This window comes from Streptomyces sp. NPDC094034, assembly GCF_040303865.1.
GTDB lineage: Bacteria > Actinomycetota > Actinomycetes > Streptomycetales > Streptomycetaceae > Streptomyces.
In genome coordinates this window covers 117,007-138,638 of record NZ_JBEOUD010000008.1, presented here as the reverse complement: position 1 = coordinate 138,638, position 21,632 = coordinate 117,007, and the positions used below count along the sequence as shown (strand labels likewise).

The window sequence follows — 21,632 nt, the reverse complement described above, 5'->3', positions numbered from 1 at the left end:
CCCCCTACCAGTCGGGCCCGCGCCGCGCGCTCCGCCCTGTGCAAGCGTCGATCTCGTGTGCAAGCGTCAATCTAGTGCCCGCGCACGGGTAGTTCACCGTTCCGGGCGCACAGGGTGTCGCCCGCCCCTGCGTACCTTCCGGCTCCGGCGCGTGGGCCACCTGTCCGTCACGGACAACGACGCGCCCCGGTTACTACCGAACGGCGCATGCCCGCACCCCTCCCCCACCCCTAGCCTGCGAGGAAAGCCGAAGAAAGACCCCGGAAACACCCCCAGGAGCCCCTCATGACCGCCATTCCGCAGGAGCGCCGCCTCGTCACCGCCGTCCCCGGTCCGAAGTCGCGGGAGTTGCAGGCCCGCCGTACCGCCGCGGTCGCCGCCGGCGTCGGGTCCGTGCTGCCCGTGTTCGCCGCCCGCGCCGACGGCGGCATCCTTGAGGACGTGGACGGCAACCGGCTGATCGACTTCGGTTCCGGGATCGCCGTGACCTCGGTCGGTGCCAGCGCCGAGGCCGTCGTACGCCGCGCCTCCGCCCAGCTCGCGGACTTCACCCACACCTGTTTCATGGTCACGCCGTACGAGGGGTACGTCGAGGTCTGTGAGCGGCTCGCCGAGCTGACCCCGGGTGATCACGCGAAGAAGTCCGCGCTGTTCAACTCGGGCGCCGAGGCCGTCGAGAACGCCGTGAAGATCGCCCGTTCGTACACCAAGCGCCAGGCAGTGGTCGTGTTCGACCACGGCTACCACGGCCGTACGAACCTCACCATGGCGCTGACCTCGAAGAACATGCCGTACAAGAACGGCTTCGGGCCGTTCGCCCCGGAGATCTACCGGGTGCCGGTCGCCTATGGCTACCGCTGGCCGACCGGTCCCGAGAACTGCGGCCCCGAGGCGTCCGCCCAGGCCATCGACCAGATCAGCAAGCAGATCGGCGCCGACAACGTCGCGGCGATCGTCATCGAGCCGGTGCTCGGCGAGGGCGGCTTCATCGAGCCGGCCAAGGGCTTCCTGCCCGCGCTGGCGAAGTTCGCCAAGGACAACGGGATCGTGTTCGTGGCGGACGAGATCCAGTCCGGCTTCTGCCGTACCGGCCAGTGGTTCGCCTGCGAGGACGAGGGCGTCGTCCCCGACCTGATCACCACCGCGAAGGGCATCGCGGGCGGTCTGCCGCTCGCCGCCGTCACCGGTCGCGCCGAGATCATGGACGCCGCGCACTCGGGCGGCCTCGGCGGTACGTACGGCGGCAACCCGGTGGCCTGCGCGGCCGCGCTCGGCTCGATCGAGACGATGCGGGAGCAGGACCTCGCCGGGAAGGCCCGCCGTATCGAGACGGTCATGAAGGGGCGGCTCTCCGCGCTGCGCGAGAAGTACGACCTCATCGGTGATGTCCGTGGCCGGGGCGCGATGATCGCGATCGAGCTGGTGAAGAACCGCGAGACCAAGGAGCCGGCCCCGGAGGCGACCGCCGCGCTCGCCAAGGCCTGCCATGCCGCGGGGCTACTGGTCCTGACCTGTGGCACTTACGGCAATGTGCTGCGCTTCCTGCCGCCGCTGGTGATCGGCGAGGACCTGCTGAACGAGGGCCTGGACATCGTCGAGCAGGCTTTCGCCACCCTCTGAGCTGCCGGAACGGCGGACCGTGGACGGCACGCCGCCCCCGGTCCGCCACACCCGTCAGGGCCTGTGAAGAAGGTGTGCGAGGCCGATGGCGGGATGCGTTTCGCACTGTTGGTGGCCGCGCGCCTGACGTACCGTTTCCGCAGATGAGAGAAACACCCCGCTCGCAGGGGACTGCGGGCGACACCGGAGCGGGGCATCCCCAGCACCGCTTTGGTCGTGCCTTCGCGCACACCACTGGAGCCTTCGGCTCTGGAACACCTCACCGATCGGACGGCCGCCCGCCCCAAACCCCCCGGGGCGTGCGGCACACCGGTCCGTACGGCCGCCCCGGAACCACCCCCCCTGTTCCCGGGCGGCCGGCTTTTTTCTCCTTCTTCTCCCGCCCCGGTTGGCGGTTCTGGATTCCCTTCGCGCTGTGCGCCGCCGTCTTCGCGCTCGTGACCTGGCAGGTTTCCGCCGACGGGCCGCTGCGCTCGGCCGACGAGCGGGTCGGTCAGGCGCTCGCGGGCCAGGGGCCCAGACCAATGACGGAACTCCTCGCCGATCTGGGCAGCATGCTCGTCGCCGTGCCCGTACTGGCCCTGGCGATCGGATACGGCCTGTGGCGCGGGCAGCGCGCGCGACCGCTGATGGCGGCGCTCGCGATGGCCGCCGTCCCTCTCCTGGTCGTACCGCTCAAGATCTGGATCGACCGGCAGGGCCCGCTGACCGACGCCACCGGGTACTACCCGTCCGGGCATACGGCGACGGCGATGGTCGCGTACGGCGCCGCCGCTCTTCTCCTCGCGCCTCGCGGGCGGACGTGGGCGATGCCCGCCGCCGTGCTGCTCACCCTGGCGACGGGCATCGGTCTCGTGCTGCGTGGCTACCACTGGCCGCTGGACGTCCTCGGCAGCCTGGCGCTCTGCGGAATGCCGCTGCTGGCTCTGGAGCGGGCACTCCGCGCGGCCGGATCGCGCGATCTCAGCCGAAGTACGCGTCGAAGTTCTTCGAGAACTCCCACTGGTTGAAGCGGTCCCAGTTGATCGACCAGGTCATCAGCCCGCGCAGGGCGGGCCAGGTGCCATGGGTCTGGTACGAGCCGCAGTCGGTCTTCTTGGTCAGGCAGTTCAGCGCCTTGTTCACCTCGGCCGGTGTCGTATGGCCGTTGCCTGCCTGGGGCGAGGCCGGCAGGCCGATGGCCACCTGCTCGGGGCGGAGCGCCGGGAAGACCTTCGTGGTGTCACCGGCGACCGGGAAGCCGGTGAGCAGCATGTCGGTCATGGCGATATGGAAATCGGCGCCGCCCATCGAGTGGTACTGGTTGTCCAGGCCCATGATCGGGCCGGAGTTGTAGTCCTGGACGTGCAGCAGGGTGAGATCGTCGCGCAGGGCGTGGATCACCGGGAGATACGATCCGGCGCGCGGGTCCTGGCCGCCCCAGGGACCGGATCCGTAGAACTGGTAGCCGAGCTGTACGAAGAAGGTCTCGGGGGCCATGGTGAGGACGAAGTCCGCGCCGTACTTGGCCTTGAGGGTCTTGATCGCGGAGATCAGATTGACGACGACCGGTGTCGTGGGGTTGCGGAAGTCGGTGTCTCCGGTGTTCAGCGAGAGCGAGTGGCCCTCGAAGTCGATGTCCAGGCCGTCCAGACCGTACTCGTCGATGATCTTGGAGACCGAGGAGACGAAGGCGTCGCGGGCGGCGGTGGTGGAGAGCTGGACCTGGCCGTTCGCGCCGCCGATGGAGATCAGGACCTTCTTGCCCGCGGCCTGCTTGGCCTTGATCGCCGCCTTGAACTCGGCGACGGATTCGACGTTCGGGCACTCGGCGACCGGGCAGAGGCTGAAGCGGATGTCGCCCGAGGTGACCGAGGTGGGTTCGCCGAAGGCGAGGTTGATGACGTCCCACGAGGCGGGCACATCGGCCATGCGGGTGTAGCCGGAGCCGTTGGCGAAGCTGGAGTGCAGATAGCCGACCAGCGCGTGGGCGGGCAGGTCACCGCCTGTGCCGCCGCCCGAGGTGGCGGTGGTCGCGGTGACGGCGGACGAGAGCGCGGACGTGCCGATGGCGTTGGTCGCGGCGACCTGGAAGCTGTAGGCCGTGGCGGGGCTGAGCCCGGTGACGGTCGCCGAGGTGCCGCTGACGTCCAGGGCCTTCGCGCCGCCCCGGTAGACGGTGTAGCCGGTGGCTCCGGTGACCGGCGTCCAGGACAGCGTCACGGAGGACGAGGTGACGCTGTCCGCCTTCAGGCCGGTGGGGACGGCCGGGGCCTGCTCGGGCGCGCCGCCGGGACCGACGAGGGTGAGGTCGTCGGCGTAGTAGGCGGGCGTGCCGTACCACCCATGGGTGTAGATGGTCACCGAGGTGGTGCTCGGGCCGGTGCGGAAGGTCGTGGTCAGCTTCTGCCAGTCGGCCGCGGACTGCGTCCAGGTCGAGACATCGGTGGTGCCGGTGCCGGAGGCGCCGAGATAGACATAGCCGCCGCGGACCCAGGAGCTGAGTGTGTACGCGGAGTCGGGCTTGACGGTGACGGTCTGCGAGCACTTGGCGTTGTCGTTGCCCGCGGGGGTCCCCTTGAGCGCGCCGCCGCCGCCGTGCACCGGGGTGGTGACGACGGAGCCGCTGCCCGCCGTACAGCTCCAGCCGGTCAGGCCGGACTCGAAGCCGCCGTTACGGGCGATGTCCGCGTCGGCGGCCCGTGCCGTCTGGGCGGCGGCGACGAGTCCGCCCGCGCTGAGCACGGCGGCCGCGAGGGCGGCCACCAGTCTTGGGTACAGAGCAGGACGTCTGGTGCGTTCCACAACTGCCTCCGGGCATGGGGGAAATGAGGTGGCGGAGCGCGCACAGCATGGTCCAGACCAATTGGTTGGTCAAGACCTGTGACAGCGCCGCCCCGGAACGCCCCGGCGCCCCGCCCGCCGCCGTCACACGGCGCCGCTCCGCCCACCCCCGCCCCCCTCGCCTTTTCCCGCCGCGAGGTTCGCCGCCGCCTCGTGCATCGCCAGCTCCAGCAGCGACGCGTCGCTGAGTGTGCCCGAGCCGTCCGGCGGAACCAGCCAGCGCAGACCGCCGCTCGCCCGCCCCGGGTACGGCACGACGATCCAGGTGCCGGAGCCCGCGCCGCGTACGCCCGTACCGAGCCAGCGCGCGACCGTGCCCGGCGGCACGAAGAACCCCATGCGGGAGTCGCCGAGGTCGGCGAGCACGGGCCCCGGCCGGTCGACGAGCCTGGTCAGCACGTCGAGGGTCGGATAGCCGAGCTCGCCGGGGAGGATCAGCACGTCCCAGAGCCGGCCGGCGGGCAGCAGAGCCACCCCCAGGGGGCTGCGCTCCCACTCCCACCGGCAGGCTTCGGGATCCGGTGCCACCGAAGTCAGCCACTCCACCGCGTTGTTCGCCCCTGAGCCGGTCATCTGCCCGGCCTCCCCTCCGTATTGTTGGACAATCTGTCCACAAGGAGGGAGACATGAAGGGGGCCGGGCGATTACGCGAGTTCACCCCGCGGTCTCGTGGTGATCTGGGTCACAAGGAACTCGGCGGCCGGCTCGGCGGTGCTCAGCTGTCGAAACCGAGGCCCAGCCGGTCCATGGCCCGCAGCCAGAGATTGCGCCGACCGCCCCGGGCGTCCGCGCGGGCCAGCGACCATTTGGTGAGGCCGATCCCCGCCCACGCGGCCGGTTCCGGCGGGAACGGCAGCGGCTTGCTCCTGACCATCTCCAGCGCGGTGCGCTCGGTCCGTTCGCCCGCCAGGAGATCGAGCATCACCTCCCCGCCGAAACGGGTCGCGCCGACACCGAGCCCGGTGTACCCGGCGGCGTACGCGACCCGGCCGTCGTAGGCCGTGCCGAAGAAGGCCGAGAAACGCGAACAGGTGTCGATCGCGCCGCCCCAGGCGTGGCTGAAGCGCACCCCCTCCAGCTGCGGGAAGCAGCGGAAGAAGTGGCCGGCGAGCTTGAGATAGGTCTCCGGACGGTGGTTGAGCGCCGTGTCGAGACGACCGCCGTACGGATAGATCGCGTCGTAGCCGCCCCACAGGACGCGGTGGTCGTCGGTGATCCGGAAGTAGTGGAACTGATTGGCGCTGTCGCCGAGCCCCTGACGGTTCCGCCAGCCGATCGCGGCGCACTGCGCCTCGGTCAGCGGCTCGGTCATCAGCGCGTAGTCGTAGACCGGGACGGTGTACGGCCGAACCCGTCGGACCAGCGAGGGGAACACATTGGTGCCGAGCGCGACCTCGCGCGCGAAGACCCGGCCGTACGGCGTACGCACCGCCATCCCGGCACCGGCACACGACCCAGCTGGGCTCCTGGCTCCTGCTCCGGCACGCGCCAGCTCCAGCGCGCGGGTGTTCTCGTAGACGCGTACCCCCAGCTCCGCGCAGACGCGCTTGAGGCCCCAGACGAGCTTGGCCGGGTGCAGCATGGCGACGCCGCGCCGGTCCCACAGCCCGCCCAGGAACGTCGGCGAGTCGACCTCGGCGCGCACCGCGTCCCGGTCGAGCGGCTCAAGACCGGTGCGACCGAGCCGCGTCGCCTCCTCGTACAGCTCATGGAGGTCGTCCAGTTGGTACGGCTCGGTGGCGACATCGATCTCACCGGTGCGTTCGAACGAGCAGTCGATCGCGTAGCGGGCGACGGTCGCCTCGATGGCGTCGAGATTGCGCTCGCCCAGTTCCTCCAGCTTCCGCAGCTCACCCGGCCAGCGCGCGAGCCCATTGCCGAAGCCGTGGGTGAGGGAGGCGGCGCAGAAGCCGCCGTTGCGGCCGGAGGCGGCCCAGCCCACCTCGCGGCCCTCGATCAGTACGACGTCCCGCTCCGGGTCGCGTTCCTTGGCGAGCAGCGCGGTCCACAGCCCGCTGTAGCCGCCGCCGATGACCAGGAGATCGCAGTGTTCGTCGCCGGTGAGGGCCGGCAGGGCCCCGGGCCTGGCGGGGTCGTCCAGCCAGTACGGGACCGGCCGCGCGTCGGCGAGTGATGCGGCGGAGAGCGCCGCGGTGGCGGTACGCATGGCGCTTGGGGCCATGACTTCCAACTCCTTCAGGGGGGTGGTGAGACCCGTTCAGGCGGTGGCGGTCTTCTTCCGTCGGTTGCTGACCAGTTGGCCGCCGACCACCAGCAGTACGGCGACGATGAACATCGCCGTCCCGATGACATTGATCTGAACCGGCGTGCCGCGCTGCGCGGAGCCCCAGACGAACATGGGGAAGGTGACGGTCGAGCCGGCGTTGAAGTTGGTGATGATGAAGTCGTCGAAGGAGAGCGCGAAGGCGAGCAGGGCGCCCGCCGCGATCCCGGGGGCGGCGATCGGCAGCGTGACCCGTAGGAAGGTCTGTACGGGCCCCGCGTAGAGATCCCGCGCCGCCTCCTCCAGTCTCGGGTCCATCGACATGACGCGCGCCTTGACGGCGGTCACCACGAAGCTGAGGCAGAACATGATGTGTGCGATGAGCACGGTCCAGAAGCCGAGCTGCGCGCCGAGGTTGAGGAAGAGCGTCAGCAGCGAGGCGGCCATCACGACCTCGGGCATCGCCATCGGCAGGAAGATCAGCGAGTTGATCGCGCCACGCGCCCGGAAGCGGTAGCGGACCAGCGCGAACGCGATCATCGTGCCCAGGACGGTGGCGCCGAGCGTCGCCCAGGCGGCGATCTGGAGCGAGAGCGTCAACGAGCCGCACAGATCGGCGACCCCGCAGGGGTCCTTCCAGGCGTCCAGCGAGAAGCGCTGCCAGGAGTAGTTGAAGCGTCCGTTCGGCTTGTTGAAGGAGAAGACCATCACGACCAGATTGGGCACGATCAGATAGCCGAGCGTCAGCACGCCCGCGATGACGACGATGTTGCGTCGGAGCCAGCGCATCAGACCAGGTCCTCCGTCCCTGCTCGGCGGATGTAGAAGGTGACCATCAGCAGGACGATCGCCATGAGGATGAACGAGAGCGCGGCGGCCGTCGGATAGTCCAGGACTCGCAGGAACTGCGTCTGGATGACGCTGCCCACCATCTTGGTGTCGGTGGAGCCGAGCAGTTCGGCGTTGACGTAATCCCCGCTCGCCGGGATGAAGGTGAGCAGCGTGCCGGAGACGACCCCCGGCATGGAGAGCGGGAAGGTCACCTTCCGGAACGTGGTCAGCGGCCTGGCGTACAGATCGCCCGCGGCCTCGTGCAGCCGCCCGTCGATGCGCTCCAGCGAGGTGTAGAGGGGCAGGATCATGAAGGGCAGGAAGTTGTAGGTGAGCCCGCAGACCACCGCCATGGGCGTGGCGAGTACGCGGTTGCCCTCGGTCCAGCCGAGCCAGCTGGTCACATCGAGCACATGCAGGGAGTCCAGGATGCCGACGACCGTGCCGCCGTCCGCGAGGATCGTCTTCCAGGCGAGCGTACGGATCAGGAAGCTGGTGAAGAACGGCGCGATGACCAGGACCAGCAGCAGATTGCGCCAGCGTCCGGCCTTGAAGGCGATGAGATACGCGAGCGGATAGCCGAGCAGCAGACACAGGACCGTGGCGGTGCCCGCGTACAGCAGGGAGCGCACGAACTGCGGGTAGTACTCCTGGAGCGCGTCCCAGTAGGTCGAGAAGTGCCAGGTGACCTGGAAGCCCTCCTCCAGGGAGCCGGTCTGTACCGAGGTCGACGCCTGATAGACCATCGGCAGCGCGAAGAAGACCAGCAGCCAGAGGATGCCGGGCAGCAGCAGCCAGTACGGGACGAGCCGCTTGCGCGTGGACGCCTTGCGCACCGGGGGCCGCGGCGGGGTGGCGGGCGCGGCGGGCGGCGCCTCGGTGATCGTCACGAGACCTCCTCGTCCACCGTCGCGATGCCCGCGGAGCCCACTGTCCCGGCGAGCGGGGATTGGGCCGCGTCCAGCCCGAAGCTGTGCGCCGGGTTCCAGTGCAGGACCACCTCGGCGCCGGGGGAGAGCCGGCTGTCCCGCTCGATGTTCTGCGCGTAGACCTCGAACTCCGGGCAGACCGGGCTGTCGATCACATACTGCGTGGAGACCCCGATGAAGCTGGAGTAGGCGATCCGTCCGGTGATGCGGTTGCGGCCGTCGGGGATGGTGCCCGCGTCGTCCGCGTGCACCAGCGAGATCTTCTCGGGCCGTATGCCGACCAGCAGCTTGCCGCCCCTCGTGGTCGGGGCGGAGCACCGTCCGGCGGGCAGCCGCAGTGTGGCGCCGCCCGCCGTGACCACCACGTCGTCGCCGTGGATCTCGGCGACCTCGGCCTCGATGAGGTTGGAGGTGCCGAGGAAGTTGGCGACGAAGGTGGTCCGCGGGTTCTCGTAGAGATCGGCGGGGCTGCCCAGCTGCTCGACCACGCCCCCGTTCATCACCGCGACCGTGTCGGCCATGGTCATGGCCTCCTCCTGGTCGTGGGTGACATGGATGAAGGTGATACCGACCTCGGTCTGGATGCGCTTCAGCTCCAGCTGCATCTGCCGGCGCAGCTTGAGGTCGAGGGCGCCGAGCGGTTCGTCGAGCAGCAGCACCTGCGGGTGGTTGATCAGTGCGCGGGCGACGGCGACCCGCTGCTGCTGGCCGCCGGAGAGCTGGTGCGGCTTGCGCGTGGCGAAGTCACCGAGCTGGACGAGATCGAGCATCTGGCCGACCTGCCCGCGTACGGACTTGATGCCGCGGCGGCGCAGTCCGAAGGCGACGTTCTCGTAGATGTCGAGATGCGGGAAGAGCGCGTAGCTCTGGAAGACGGTGTTGACCGGCCGCTTGTAGGGAGGCAGGCCGGTGACGTCCTTGTCACCCAGGTGGACCGTGCCGGTGGTCGGCTCCTCCAGGCCCGCGATCATCCGCAGGGTGGTGGTCTTGCCGCACCCCGACGCGCCGAGGAGAGCGAAGAAGGAGCCCTGCGGCACGGTGAGATCGAGCGGTTTGACGGCGCGGAAGGAGCCGTACGTCTTGCTGATCCCGGACAGGCGGACGTCGTCGCCGCCCCGGCTGGTGGATGCAGTCTCTGTCATGGGTAACGGTCCCGGGGATGAGAGAGGTGGACGGGCTGAGACCAGGCCGTCCCCGGCGATGGAGGAGGAGCGGCGTCAGGCGCCGATGAGCTTGGCGAACTTCTGCTCGTACGCCGTCTCTTCCTCGGCGCTGAGGGAACGGAAGGCGTGCGAGGCGGCGGCCATCGCCGCGTCCGGGAGGATCAGGGTGTTGTCGGCCATCGACTTGTCGATCTTGGCGAGTTCGGCGCGTACCCCATCGACCGGGCAGACGTAGTTGATGTACGCGGCGAGCTGGGCGGCGATCTGAGGCCGGTAGTAGTGGTCGATGAGCAGCTCGGCGTTGGTCTTGTGCCGTGCCTTGGCCGGGACCAGCAGATTGTCGCTGGAGATGAGGTAGCCGCTGCGGGGGATGGCGAACTTGATGTCCGGGTTGTCGGTCTGGAGCTGGACGACGTCACCGGCCCACGCGACACAGGCCGCGATATCGCCTTTGTCGAGGTCCGCGGTGTAGTCGTTGCCGGTGAAGCGGCGGATCTGCTTCTTGTCGACGGCCTTCTGGATACGGGCGACGGCGGCGTCGAAGTCGTCGTCCGTGAAGCTGCCCGGGTCCTTGCCCAGATCGAGCAGGGTCATCCCGATGGAGTCGCGCATCTCGGAGAGGAACGAGACGCGCCCTTTCAGCTGGGGGTCGTCGAGCAGCTGGGAGACGGAGTCGACCTTGCGTCCGCCGGTGGCCTTCGCGTTGTACGCGATGACGGTGGGGATACCGGTCCACGGATAGCTGTGGGCGCGGCCCGGGTCCCAGTCGGGTGAGCGGAACTGGTCGGAGAGGTTCGCGAACGCGTGGGGCAGCCGCGAGGGGTCGAGCTTCTGCGCGTAACCGAGCCTGATCATGCGGGCGGCGAGCCAGTCGGTGACACATATGAGATCGCGGCCGATGTCCTGGCCGGCCGCCAGCTGCGGCTGGATCTTGCCGAAGAACTCGACGTTGTCGTTGATGTCCGCCGTGTACTTGACGCTGATGCCGGTGCGCTCGGTGAACGCGCGAAGCGTCGGGTAGTCCTTCTCGTCCTCGCTGACGTCCATGTACTCGGTCCAGTTGGAGAAGACGACCCGCTTCTCGTCCGCCGAGTGGTCGGTGGACGCGGGCCCGTCGCCCTCCCGCTTGGCGGGCGGGATCCCGCAGCCGCTCAGACCGGCGAGAGCGCCGATCGTGAGCGCGCCGGCACCGGTGGCGCGCAGCATGGAACGGCGGGTGAGGGCGCCCCTGCCGCTGGTCAGGCTGCGCCGCATCGCGGCCAGTTGGGCCCCGGAGAGACGGTCGGGCTCGTACTGCTCCATGCGCTGTGCCCTTTCGGGTGGGTGGTCACTGCGGACGGACGGTCCCTAGGGACGGTCACCGAAGATCGTGCGGTGCCAGTCCTTCCTGGCCACCGCGGTGTTGTCGTACATCACATGCTTGACCTGCGTGTACTCCTCGAAGGAGTACGTGGACATGTCCTTGCCGAACCCGCTGGCCTTGTACCCGCCGTGCGGCATCTCGCTGATGATCGGGATGTGGTCGTTGACCCAGACACAGCCGGCCTTGATCTCACGGGTGGCCCGGCCCGCGCGGTGCACGTCGCGGGTCCAGGCGGAGGCGGCGAGGCCGTACGGGGTGTCGTTGGCGAGCCGGATGCCCTCGTCGTCGGAGTCGAAGGGCAGGACGACCAGGACCGGGCCGAAGATCTCGGACTGGACGATCTCGCTGTCCTGGGCGGCGTTCGCGACAAGGGTGGGGCGGTAGTACGCGCCGTCCTTCCACATCCCGCCGGGCGCCTCGCCACCCGTGACGATCCGGGCGTGGCCGCGGGCCCGTTCCACGAAGCCGGCCACGCGGTCGCGGTGGGTGTGCGAGATCAGCGGGCCGAGGTCCGTGGCCGGATCGAACGGGTCGCCGAGGCGCACGGTCTCCATCAGGTCGGCGACACCGCTGACAAAGGCGTCGTAGAGCGGCCGTTGCACATAGGCGCGGGTGGCGGCCGTGCAGTCCTGGCCGCCGTTGATGAGGGAGCCCGCCACCGCTCCGTGGACGGCGGCCTCCAGGTCCGCGTCGTCGAAGACCAGGAAGGGCGCCTTGCCGCCGAGTTCGAGATGGAGGCGTTTGACGGTGGCGGTGGCGATCTCGGCGACACGCTTTCCGACGGCGGTGGAGCCGGTGAAGGAGGTCATCACGACATCGGGGTGGCCGACGAGATGTTCCCCGGCGTCGGGCCCCGCGCCGCTGACGATATTGATGACACCGTCGGGCAGTCCGGCCCGCTGGGCGGCGTGCGCGAACATCAGCGAGGTGAAGGGGGTGATCTCGGCGGGCTTCAGGACGATGGTGTTGCCCGCGGCGACGGCCGGCAGGATCTTCCAGGCGGCCATCTGGAGCGGGTAGTTCCAGGGCGCGATGGAGCCGACGACCCCGATCGGTTCGCGGCGCAGGTACGAGGTGTGATCGGCGCTGTACTCACCGGCCGAGGCGCCCTGGAGATGGCGCGCGGCGCCCGCGAAGAACGCGGCGTTGTCGATGGTGCCGGGGACATCGAACTCGGTGGACAGCTTGATCGGTTTGCCGCACTGGAGCGATTCCGCGTACGCGAGGTCCTCGGCCTGTTCGGCGAGGACGTCCGCGAACCGGTGCAGGGCGTCGGACCGCTCCCCCGGGGTGGTGCCCGACCAGCCGGGGAACGCCTCGCGCGCGGCGGTCACGGCGGCGTCGACATCATCGGCGCCCGCCAGTTCGTACGCGTACAGTTCCTCGCCGGTCGCCGGGTTGACGACGGCGTGCGTACGTCCCGAGGTGCCCGGGCGGGGCCGTCCGCCGATGAACTGCGCACCGTCCGCGAAGCGGTCCCGCACCTGGAAGCGGTTGGCCATGACGCTCTCCGATGTTCCAGCTGGTTGGTCAGCTGTTGTTCCGGCTGTTGTTCCGGCTTCAATTGAGTGCCGATCCTGACAGAGCACCGCCACCTCAACAAGGGATTCCGTTGTTGCCTTTTGGTTACGCGACGGAATCGGTCGACCATGTGTCGCGTCAGCGCCCTGATCGGCGGACGGGATGTCAGTGGTGGCTGCCAGACTCGCATGCATGGGGAAGAACTCGGGGCGGGAGAAATACCTGCTCTTCTGGGGGCACGCGGCCCAGCGGGACGGCACGCTCGGCGCGGGCTGTCTGAGTCAGTGGTGGCCGTCGCCGTTCACGGTGGACGGGGTGGAGTACGCGACGGCCGAGCACTGGATGATGGCGGGCAAGGCGCGGCTCTTCGGGGACGAGGAGGCCGAGCGCGCCGCGCTGGAGGCGGCACATCCCGCGCTCGCCAAGAAGGCGGGGCGGCTGGTGCGCGATTTCGACGAGACCGTCTGGGAGCGCGAGCGCTTCGGCATCGTGGTGGAGGGCAGCGTCCACAAGTTCGGGCGGAATGCGGCGCTGCGCGGATTCCTGATGGCCACGGGCGACCGGATACTCGTGGAGGCCAGCCCGATGGACCGGATCTGGGGCATCGGGCTGGCCTCGGACGACGAGCGGGCGCGGGATCCCGAGCGCTGGCGCGGGCTGAATCTGCTGGGTCTGGCGCTGATGGAGGCGCGTGAGCGGCTCCGGGCCGAGGCCGCGTCCGAGGCCGCGGGCGCAGATGCGGGCGCGGCCTCGGACGACGGAGGATCCGCGGGCTGAGGACCGGTCGGCTCAGAGCCTGGCGGGCCCCCGGATCTCGCGGGTCCTCCCGGGTCTACCGAGTGACGTCGACCACCAGCGAGGTGCTGTAGTCGTCGTAGGTGCTGTCGTAGACGTTGTCGTCGTTTCTCTCCTCGTTGATCGCCTGGGTGATGCCCCAGATGATGAAGCCGAGGAAGATGACGCCGAGGGCGATGCCGATCGAGCCGAGGATGACACCGGCCCTGGCCTGTCCCTCGTTGGTGGCCTCGCCTCGCTGTACCCGCTTCCTGCCGACGATGCCGAAGATCAGCGCGAGTACGCCGAGGATGATGCCGCCGATGCCGTACAGACAGAACAGACAGACGGACAGGATGCCGAGCACCATCGCGGCGACGCCCATACCGTTCGCCGGGGGCGCCCAGCCGGGCTGGCCGTACCCCGGCACGCCCGGATACGGCTGGGGAGCCGCCGGGTAGCCGGGATAGCCGTAGCCGGGGGCCGCTCCCGGTCCCGCGCCGGCGCCGTACGGAGCGGCGGGGTGCGGGGCGGGCGGGGCGCTCGGGTATCCATAAGGACCGGGGGCGGGCTGAGCCGGTCCCCCGGGAGCGGTGGGCGGCGGCGGTACGGCGCCGGACTCGGGCCCTCCGGTCGGCATGCCGATGACCGTCGGCATGTTGTGCACCGATCCGGGCGACGGCTCCCCGGGGGACCCCGGGACCCCGGGGGACGGCTGTCCCGCAAGCTCGGGTGATATCGGTGGCGGCGGCAGCGACGCCGGCTTGTCCAGCGGGATCCGCTGCTCGGGCGGAGCCCAGGGATCACTCGGCTCGGAGCCGCCCGGCGGCTGCTCGCTCTTGTCTGACATGGGCCTCCCCCATCGTAATTCCGTCATGCTACGGCCTCCGCTCCACGCGGAACCGGCCCGGCCTACGATGATCCCTGACCCGAACGGCCCATGGCAGAGTGCGGACGTGCCGCCCCTGCCGACGCCGTGAATTCTTGGCGAACCGCCCCAGCATCCGGAGGACCCCGATGACCGATCTGCACCCCTTCATCGCGGGGCTGCCCAAGGCCGAACTGCATGTCCACCATGTCGGATCGGCGTCGCCCCGTATCGTCGCCGAACTGGCCGGCCGGCACGCGGACTCCAAGGTGCCCACCGACCCCGAGGCGCTCGCCGCGTACTTCACCTTCACGGACTTCGCGCACTTCATCGACGTCTATCTCTCCGTCGTCGATCTGATCCGTACGCCCGAGGACGTCCGGCTGCTGACCTTCGAGATCGCACGTGACATGGCCCGGCAGAACATCCGCTACGCCGAGCTGACGGTCACGCCGTACAGCTCGACCAGCCGCGGCATCCCCGAGCAGGGCTTCATGGAGGCGATCGAGGACGCCAGGAAGAGCGCCGAGGCCGAGTTCGGTGTCGTGCTGCGCTGGTGCTTCGACATCCCCGGCGAGGCAGGGCTGCCCGCGGCCGAGGAGACGGTCAGGCTCGCGGTGGACCTGCGGCCCGAGGGGCTGATCTCCTTCGGTCTCGGCGGTCCCGAGATCGGGGTGCCCCGGCCGCAGTTCAAGCCGTACTTCGACCGCGCGATCGCCGCGGGCCTGCGTTCCGTGCCGCACGCCGGTGAGACGACCGGCCCCGAAACGATCTGGGACGCGCTGCGCGAGCTGGGCGCGGAGCGCATCGGCCATGGCACGAGCGCGGCCCAGGACCCGGGACTGCTGGCGTACCTCGCCCAGCACCGCATCCCGCTGGAGGTGTGCCCGACCTCCAATATCGCCACCCGCGCCGTCCTCGATCTCGAAGAGCACCCGATCAAGGCGATGGTCGCGGCGGGTGTGCTGGTCACCATCAACAGCGACGACCCGCCGATGTTCGGCACGGACCTCAACCAGGAGTACGGGGTGGCCGCCCGGCTGCTCGGCCTGGACGAGCGCGGGCTGGCCGATCTCGCGAAGAACGGTGTCGAGGCCTCGTTCCTCGACAGCGACGGAAAGAAGCGGCTCACCGCCGAGATCGACGCGTACACCGCCCAGTGGCTGGCGCGCTGACCATGTCCGGCGACCGGACGGACCGGGACCCCGCCGCGCGGACCGTCGTCGCGGTCGGCCACCGCGGCGACCCCTACCGCGTACGGGAGAACACCCTCCCGTCCGTGCACTCCGCGCGGCGGCGGGGCGCGGACGCGGTGGAGATCGACGTCAGGCTCACCCGCGACGGTGAGCCCGTGCTGCTGCACGACGCCACGCTGGAGCGGCTCTGGGGTCATGAGCGGCGGCTGGCGGAGCTGACGTACGAGGAGCTGCGCGAGCTGACGGACGGCGGGGTCCCGACGCTGCGTGAGGCGCTCACCGCGAAGGACCCGGCCGGGGCCGGAAGCGGACACCCGGGTGCGGACGGGTCCCGCTTCATGCTGGACCTTCCCGGCGCGACCGAGGAGGCGGTACGCACCATCGTCGGGACGGTGCGCGAGTGCGGCGCCACCGAGCGCGTGTACTACTGCGCGGGCCCGAGTGCGATGCTCGCCGTGCGCGCCGCCGACGCGCGCGCCGAGATCGCCCTGACATGGACGACGCTCGCGCCACCGCGTCCGGCCCTGCTGGCGGCGGTGCGGCCACGCTGGCTCAACTACCAGTTCGGGCTGGTCAGTCGGGAGCTGGCGGACCGCAACCACCGGGACGGGCTGCTGGTCTCCGCCTGGACCGTGGACACCCGGCGCAGCATGCGCCGGCTGATCGCCCACGGCGTCGACTCCGTCACCACCAACCGGATCGATGTGCTGTCCGGGCTGCTCGGGACTCGTCGTTCATGAACCCCCGGGCATACGGTCGGGCATGATGAGCCGACGGTCCCTCCCGTGATCATGGCGAGCGCGGCAGGTGCGGAAGCGAGCAGAGGAGAAGATATGGCCGACGACCACAGCGATCCGCGCGCGACGGGACGTATCCGCTCCGACATCGCCCACAACGCGCGCGTATGGAATTACTGGTTGGGCGGCAAAGACAATTATCTGGTGGACCGCGAGGTCGGCGACCGGATCACCGGCCTCTATCCGAGCATCGGTGAAGTGGCGCGCGCGGACCGGGCGTTCCTCGGCCGTGTGGTCCGTCACCTCACCGCTGACCTGGGCGTACGGCAGTTCCTTGACATCGGCACGGGCCTGCCCACCGTCGACAACACCCATGAGGTGGCGCAGCGGATCGCGCCCGAGTCCCGGATCGTCTACGTCGACAACGACCCGATCGTGCTGGCGCACGCCCGCGCGCTGCTGACGGGTTCCGCCGAGGGCGCCACCGAGTACATCGACGCGGACGCCCACGACCCGGACGGGATCCTGGCCGCCGTCGAGCCGACGCTCGACCTGGGGCAGCCGGTGGCGGTGATAATGCTGGGCATCCTGAACTTCGTCCTCGACACCGACGACGCGGGGGCGATCGTACGAAAGCTGCTGGCCGCCGTACCGTCCGGCAGCTATCTCGTACTGACCCACCCCACGCTGGAACTGGGCGGCGACGGCAATGCCGAGGCCATGCGGTTCTGGAACGAGAACGCGACGCCGCCGATCACCGCCCGCGGCCGGGCGGACATCGAGTCCTTCGTGGCCGGTCTTGAGCTGTTGGAGCCGGGCATCGTCTCCTGCGCGCGCTGGCGCCCCGACCCCCGCCGGGACGACGGCGCGGCGGAAGTGGCCCAGTTCGGCGCGGTGGCCCGCAAGCCCTGACGTGCCTGGAATCGGGACAGCGGGACCAGCGGGACCGCCGCAGGCCGACACGGCGGAAGCCAACACCCCGCAAGCCGACACGGCGGAAGCCGGCAAGGCCGGGACCGGAACGCCGTCCGGTGCCGGTCCGTGGGCCGTCGACATCGGGGTGGCCCTGCTCATCCAGGCCGCGGTGACCATTCCGTTCGTCGTGCCGCGCGGACCGGGGCTGCCGCCCGCCGACTGGCCGTCGTACGGACTGACCACGCTGGCCGTGCTGCCGCTGGTCTGGCGCCGCCGGGCGCCCATGACCGTACTGCTGGCCGTGCTGACGGCGCAGATCCTCTACAAGTTCACGCTCGACGGTCCGGGCCAGAGCCTGCCGTACACCAGCCTGATGGCGCTCTACACGGTCGCCGCGCTGTCCCCGGCGCGCCGCCGCGTCCCGGCCGCCGTGGGGACCTTCGCGCTCGTGCCCCCGGGGGTCGCGTTGAACTCCGGCGACGCCAGGGAACTGCTGTTCTCGCTCTTCGTGTTCGGCGCGGCGTACGCGTTCGGCCGGCTGACCCATACCCGCCGGGCCTATACGGCGGCGATCGAGGACCGCGCGGCCCAGCTGGAGCGGGCGAACCGGATCGAGGCCGAGCGGGCGACGGCGCGTGAACGGGCCCGCATCGCCCGGGAGATGCACGACATCCTGTCGCACGCGGTCAGCGTGATGGTGGTCCAGGCGGAGGCCGGTCCGGTCGCCGTACGCACGGCGCCCGAGCGCGCCGAGGCGGCCTTCGAGGCCATCTCGGAGACCGGCCGGGACGCGATGGTCCAGTTGCGCAGGATGCTCGGGCTGCTCCGCGAGGACACCGAAGCGTCCGCGGAAGCCGGGGCCAGCGGGACATCCGGAACATCCAGGACATCCGGCACCGCCGCCGCCACCGAACCGCCGCCGCGCCGTCCCCAGCCGTCCCTGACCGCGCTCCCCGGGCTGATCGAACGGGTCGCCTCGGGCGGGCTCGCCATCGACTACGTGACCGAGGGCCGGCCCCGCCCGCTGTCGCTCGGCACGGAGACGACCGTCTACCGCGTCGTCCAGGAAGCGCTGACCAATGTGGTCAGACATGCCGCCGCGCGCTCCGTGCGCATACGGCTCGCGTACGGCGCGGACGCCCTGGAGATCACGGTCACCGACGACGGCCGGGGTCCCGCCGACCCCACCGGCCCCACCCCCGACACCGTCGCCGGTCATGGGCTGACCGGCATCCGGGAACGCGCCGCCGCCCACGGCGGCACGGTACGGACAGGACCGGGCCCCGACGGTCTGGGCTTCCGGCTCGCCGTACGGGTGCCCCTGCCGCTGCCGCCCGCGCGTTCCCGTGCGGAGGTGGGGAGTTGACGATCCGTGTGGTGGTGGCCGACGACCAGGAGCTGGTACGCAGCGGATTCTCGATGATCCTGGACGCACAGCCGGACTTCGAGGTGGTCGCCGAGGCGGGCGACGGCGCGCGGGCGGTCGAGGCGGTACGCCACCACCGCCCCGAGGTGGCGCTGCTCGACATCCGGATGCCGGTGCTCGACGGGATCGAGGCGTGCCGCGCCATCACGGGCACGACCGGCTGCCGCGCGGTCATGCTCACCACCTTCGACCGCGACGAGTACGTGTACGAGGCGCTGCACGCGGGCGCGAGCGGCTTCCTGCTCAAGGACGTCCGGCGCGACGATCTGGTGCACGCGGTACGGGTGGTGGCGGCCGGGGACTCCCTGCTCGCCCCCTCGGTGGCCCGCCGGCTCATCGAGGAGTACACCCGGCGACCGGCCAGGCCCACCGCCGCGGGCGCCGCGCGGCTCGACGTCCTGACCGCGAGGGAGCGCGAGACACTGCTGCATCTCGCGCGCGGTCTGTCCAACGCGGAGATCGCGGCGGCGCTCACCGTCAGCGAACACACCGTCAAAACACATGTGGGCCATGTGCTCGCCAAGCTCGGTCTGCGCGACCGCGTCCAGGCGGTCATCTGCGCGTACGAAACCGGTCTGGTCACCGCCGGACATCCTCCCCACGGAGGAGACGCGGTGCTCGACTCCCCCGTACCGGCGAGGGAATGAGGCCGCGAAGACCGCTCGCTCCGGCGATCCGCCGGTGCGCGGTGCTCAGCAGGATGGGACGGGTCGGCACCACCCGCCTCTGACACCTGGAGACCCAGAGATGCCTGTCCGCACACGCACCGCCGCGCTGGCCGCCGCCCTCGTTCTGGGGATCATGGCCGGCCCCACGGCTCCGGCCGCCGTCGCCACGACGGCTCCGTACGGCGGCGCGCACCGCACCGCTCCCATGGACGATCCCGACGCGCGGCACGACGCGCCCGACACCGAGGCCCTGCGTGCCGCCCTCGCCGGTCTGCCCGACGCCGACTCGACCGCCGCGCTGGCCCGGGTCGGCGGCAGCGGCGGCGGCTGGCGCGGCAGCGCGGGCGTCCACGATCTGCGCGATGGCCGCCCCGCCGACGAGGAGGGTCGCTTCCGGGCCGGATCGGTGACCAAGGTGTTCACCGCCGCCGTTGTGCTCCAGCTCGCCGCCGAGAAGAAGGTGGACCTCGACCGCCCGGCCAGGGCCTATCTGCCGGCGCTGATCCCGGCGGCGTACGGCGCGGTCACCGTACGGCAACTGCTCAACCACACCAGCGGGATCCCGGCGGCCGATCTGCCCGGGGACACCGTCGAGGAGTCGTACGCCCATCGCTTCGACCGCCACGATCCCCGGGACATGGTCGCGTCGGCGACCGCGAAGGACCGGGAGTTCGCCCCCGGCGCCGCGCAGCACTATCTCAACATCAACTACACCGTGCTGGGGCTGCTGATCGAACAGGTCACAGGCGAGGGGTACGCCGACGAGGTCCAGCGCCGTGTGCTGGCACCGCTCGGTCTGCGCGACACGTACTTCCCCGGGGACGATCCGCGTATCAAGGGGCCGCACAACCACGGCTACCAGTCCTTCCCCCGGCCCGGCGATGGCTCCGACGGGGGCTTCGAACTGCGCGATGTGACCGTGTGGGGGGCCACGGATGCCTGGGCGGCGGGCGACATCATCTCCACCACCGCCGATCTCGAACGGTTCGTCCAGGCCCTGTTCCGGGGCCGGTTGGTGCCGCAGCCGCAGTTGGAGGAGATGTTCACCCTGCCGGACCCGTCCGTGCGCGACCATGAATCCGGCGACCCCGCCGCATACAGCGCCGGTCTGTCGGTCGCGACGCTCGGTGGCCGTCAGGTGTGGGGCAAGACGGGCGGACGGTGGGGCTACAACACGGCGGTCGCCGCCACCCGGGATCTCTCCCGGACTCTGGTGTACAGCGTCAACGCGACGGATGCGAAGGGCCCTGACATGAACCCGACCGCGCTGAAGCTGATGGTCGCCGCGTTCGGCGCGCCGTCCGGCGGTCCGGCCCCGGCCGCGTAGACCGGTCTCCTGACCGGTCCCGACCGCGCCGTCACAGGTCCGCGCCCGGGTCCTCCCTCGACGGTCCTGGCTCCTCCGCCCTGAGCGTCTCCGGCGGCTTCACCTCCTTGGCGCGCTCCGTCAGCACCTTCCCGATGAACAGGTCGTAGACGAAGACGCCGATGAGCCCGCCGACCAGCGGTCCGATGATCGGGATCCAGAAGTAGCCGCTGAACCACTGGAAGGTGCCCGGCAGCGCGATGTCCCCCCAGCCGACGAAGTACGTCCACAGCCGTGGCCCGAAGTCGCGCGCGGGGTTGATCGCGTATCCGGCGTTCGTCCCGAATGTCAGTCCGATCGCGAAGACGACCAGGCCGATCAGGAACGGTGCGAGATTGGACAGAGGTCCGCTGTTGCGTGTGTCGATGAGCGCGCAGATCAGGATGAGGAGAATCGCGGTGCCGATGAGCTGGTCCAGGAAAGGTCCCCACCAGGAACTACCGAAGTACTCGGCCGGGAAGGTGGCGAAAATCGAGAAGGTGGAGAGCGACTGGTCCCTGGCGATTCCGGCCTTCCCATTGAAATCGTCGATGGCCCAGCTGTAAGCGGAAAAGACCACGGCGGCGGCGAGGAAGGCGCCCAGGAGTTGTGCGCCCCAGTACGGAAGGACCTTCTTCCAGGGGAATCCGCGGCGCGCGGCGAAGGCGAGCGTGACGGCGGGGTTGATATGCCCTCCGCTGATACCTCCGGAGACATACACGCCGAAGACCACACCGAGTCCCCAGCCCCACGAGATGATCAGCCAGTTCGCCGCGCCGAAGGCGACCGTCTGGCGGCCCGATCCAGGAAGTCCGGCGACGGCCACGGCGACCGACCCGCAGCCCAGCAGGATCAGTACGAACGTTCCCAGGAATTCCGCGAGCAGCTCGCCATTGAGGCCTTCATGGTAGCCGCGACGCTTTGTACTGGTGGTCGCCGTAGGGGTAGTCGCCATTGCTCCTCCTGACTCCTGACGGTCTTCGGGAGGTCTTCGGGCGGCCTTTGGACAGCGTTTGGACAGCCTTCGGACGACCCGAGCGGACCTTGGTAGAAGCGACTGTAGGACCGTCCGGCGGAATGCGCCCGGCGAGCCCGGCGCGCAGCTGAGGGGATGTCACACAGGCAGGAGAGCCATTCGGGTGAGGGTTTTTCGCCCTGCGCAAAAGAAAGGGGCGGGCGGTGGACAAGAAGTCCACCGCCCGCCCCTTCGGCGGAAATTCCGCGCCCTG

At 70.1% G+C, this 21,632-nt stretch carries 19 protein-coding genes; 9 read left to right on the top strand and 10 right to left on the bottom strand.

What is annotated here, in order from left to right:
* The first annotated feature begins 285 nt into the window (after window positions 1-285).
* Window positions 286-1,620 carry a 4-aminobutyrate--2-oxoglutarate transaminase gene (gabT, locus tag ABTZ59_RS10590; protein ID WP_351393853.1) on the top strand — a complete coding sequence of 445 codons (1,335 nt, stop codon included), beginning with the start codon at window positions 286-288 and terminating at the stop codon, window positions 1,618-1,620.
* Window positions 1,621-1,763: 143 nt separating this feature from the next.
* Window positions 1,764-2,630, top strand: a complete 867-nt coding sequence (locus tag ABTZ59_RS10585; protein WP_351393850.1) for a phosphatase PAP2 family protein — start codon at window positions 1,764-1,766, stop codon at window positions 2,628-2,630.
* Here the strand turns inward: ABTZ59_RS10585 and ABTZ59_RS10580 are convergent.
* The 8 genes from ABTZ59_RS10580 to ABTZ59_RS10545 form a co-directional block, all read right to left on the bottom strand.
* Entirely contained in the window at window positions 2,584-4,404 is a 1,821-nt protein-coding gene (locus ABTZ59_RS10580) for a chitinase (RefSeq protein ID WP_351393847.1), read from the bottom strand. The genes ABTZ59_RS10585 and ABTZ59_RS10580 overlap by 47 nt on opposite strands.
* 123 nt (window positions 4,405-4,527) lie before the next feature.
* A complete protein-coding gene (locus ABTZ59_RS10575) occupies window positions 4,528-5,016 on the bottom strand; it encodes a hypothetical protein (protein WP_351393844.1) in 489 nt (162 codons plus the stop codon).
* 142 nt (window positions 5,017-5,158) lie between these two features.
* Window positions 5,159-6,625: an NAD(P)/FAD-dependent oxidoreductase gene (locus ABTZ59_RS10570; protein WP_351393841.1), complete on the bottom strand. Its 1,467-nt coding sequence runs from the start codon at window positions 6,623-6,625 to the stop codon at window positions 5,159-5,161.
* Between the two features lie 36 nt (window positions 6,626-6,661).
* A complete protein-coding gene (locus tag ABTZ59_RS10565) occupies window positions 6,662-7,456 on the bottom strand; it encodes an ABC transporter permease (RefSeq protein ID WP_351393837.1) in 795 nt (264 codons plus the stop codon).
* The gene (locus ABTZ59_RS10560; RefSeq protein ID WP_351393834.1) at window positions 7,456-8,388 is read right to left on the bottom strand and encodes an ABC transporter permease; all 933 of its coding nucleotides are present in this window, start codon (window positions 8,386-8,388) and stop codon (window positions 7,456-7,458) included. The genes ABTZ59_RS10565 and ABTZ59_RS10560 overlap by 1 nt, the downstream gene beginning before the upstream one ends.
* Window positions 8,385-9,569: an ABC transporter ATP-binding protein gene (locus tag ABTZ59_RS10555; protein ID WP_351393831.1), complete on the bottom strand. Its 1,185-nt coding sequence runs from the start codon at window positions 9,567-9,569 to the stop codon at window positions 8,385-8,387. Before ABTZ59_RS10555 ends, ABTZ59_RS10560 begins: the two co-directional genes overlap by 4 nt.
* Before the next feature lie 75 nt (window positions 9,570-9,644).
* On the bottom strand, window positions 9,645-10,892 hold the full coding sequence (locus tag ABTZ59_RS10550) for an ABC transporter substrate-binding protein (RefSeq protein ID WP_351393828.1): 1,248 nt from the start codon (window positions 10,890-10,892) through the stop codon (window positions 9,645-9,647).
* A gap of 45 nt (window positions 10,893-10,937) precedes the next feature.
* Window positions 10,938-12,455 (bottom strand): gamma-aminobutyraldehyde dehydrogenase, encoded by a 1,518-nt coding sequence (locus tag ABTZ59_RS10545; protein ID WP_351393825.1) that lies wholly within the window; start codon window positions 12,453-12,455, stop codon window positions 10,938-10,940.
* 181 nt (window positions 12,456-12,636) lie between these two features.
* Here ABTZ59_RS10545 and ybiA point away from each other — a divergent pair, with 181 nt between their 5' ends.
* Window positions 12,637-13,251 (top strand): riboflavin biosynthesis intermediates N-glycosidase, encoded by a 615-nt coding sequence (gene ybiA / locus ABTZ59_RS10540; protein ID WP_503002541.1) that lies wholly within the window; start codon window positions 12,637-12,639, stop codon window positions 13,249-13,251.
* Between the two features lie 55 nt (window positions 13,252-13,306).
* Here the strand turns inward: ybiA and ABTZ59_RS10535 are convergent, their stop codons facing one another.
* On the bottom strand, window positions 13,307-14,098 hold the full coding sequence (locus tag ABTZ59_RS10535) for a DUF4190 domain-containing protein (protein WP_351393817.1): 792 nt from the start codon (window positions 14,096-14,098) through the stop codon (window positions 13,307-13,309).
* Between the two features lie 167 nt (window positions 14,099-14,265).
* On the opposite strand from ABTZ59_RS10535, the gene ABTZ59_RS10530 reads away from it, so the two are divergent.
* From ABTZ59_RS10530 to ABTZ59_RS10505, 6 genes are all read left to right on the top strand, one after another.
* Window positions 14,266-15,291: an adenosine deaminase gene (locus ABTZ59_RS10530; RefSeq protein WP_351393814.1), complete on the top strand. Its 1,026-nt coding sequence runs from the start codon at window positions 14,266-14,268 to the stop codon at window positions 15,289-15,291.
* Between the two features lie 2 nt (window positions 15,292-15,293).
* Window positions 15,294-16,052: a glycerophosphodiester phosphodiesterase gene (locus ABTZ59_RS10525; RefSeq protein WP_351393811.1), complete on the top strand. Its 759-nt coding sequence runs from the start codon at window positions 15,294-15,296 to the stop codon at window positions 16,050-16,052.
* A gap of 93 nt (window positions 16,053-16,145) precedes the next feature.
* Window positions 16,146-16,961 carry an SAM-dependent methyltransferase gene (locus ABTZ59_RS10520; RefSeq protein WP_351393808.1) on the top strand — a complete coding sequence of 272 codons (816 nt, stop codon included), beginning with the start codon at window positions 16,146-16,148 and terminating at the stop codon, window positions 16,959-16,961.
* Between the two features lies 1 nt (window position 16,962).
* The gene (locus ABTZ59_RS10515) at window positions 16,963-18,330 is read left to right on the top strand and encodes a sensor histidine kinase (protein WP_503002538.1); all 1,368 of its coding nucleotides are present in this window, start codon (window positions 16,963-16,965) and stop codon (window positions 18,328-18,330) included.
* Entirely contained in the window at window positions 18,327-19,037 is a 711-nt protein-coding gene (locus ABTZ59_RS10510) for a response regulator (RefSeq protein WP_351393805.1), read from the top strand. The genes ABTZ59_RS10515 and ABTZ59_RS10510 overlap by 4 nt, the downstream gene beginning before the upstream one ends.
* Window positions 19,038-19,137: 100 nt before the next feature.
* The gene (locus ABTZ59_RS10505; RefSeq protein ID WP_351393803.1) at window positions 19,138-20,385 is read left to right on the top strand and encodes a serine hydrolase domain-containing protein; all 1,248 of its coding nucleotides are present in this window, start codon (window positions 19,138-19,140) and stop codon (window positions 20,383-20,385) included.
* Between the two features lie 31 nt (window positions 20,386-20,416).
* Here ABTZ59_RS10505 and ABTZ59_RS10500 read toward each other — a convergent pair whose 3' ends face one another.
* Window positions 20,417-21,289: an MIP/aquaporin family protein gene (locus ABTZ59_RS10500; protein WP_351394012.1), complete on the bottom strand. Its 873-nt coding sequence runs from the start codon at window positions 21,287-21,289 to the stop codon at window positions 20,417-20,419.
* Between the last annotated feature and the right edge of the window lie 343 nt (window positions 21,290-21,632).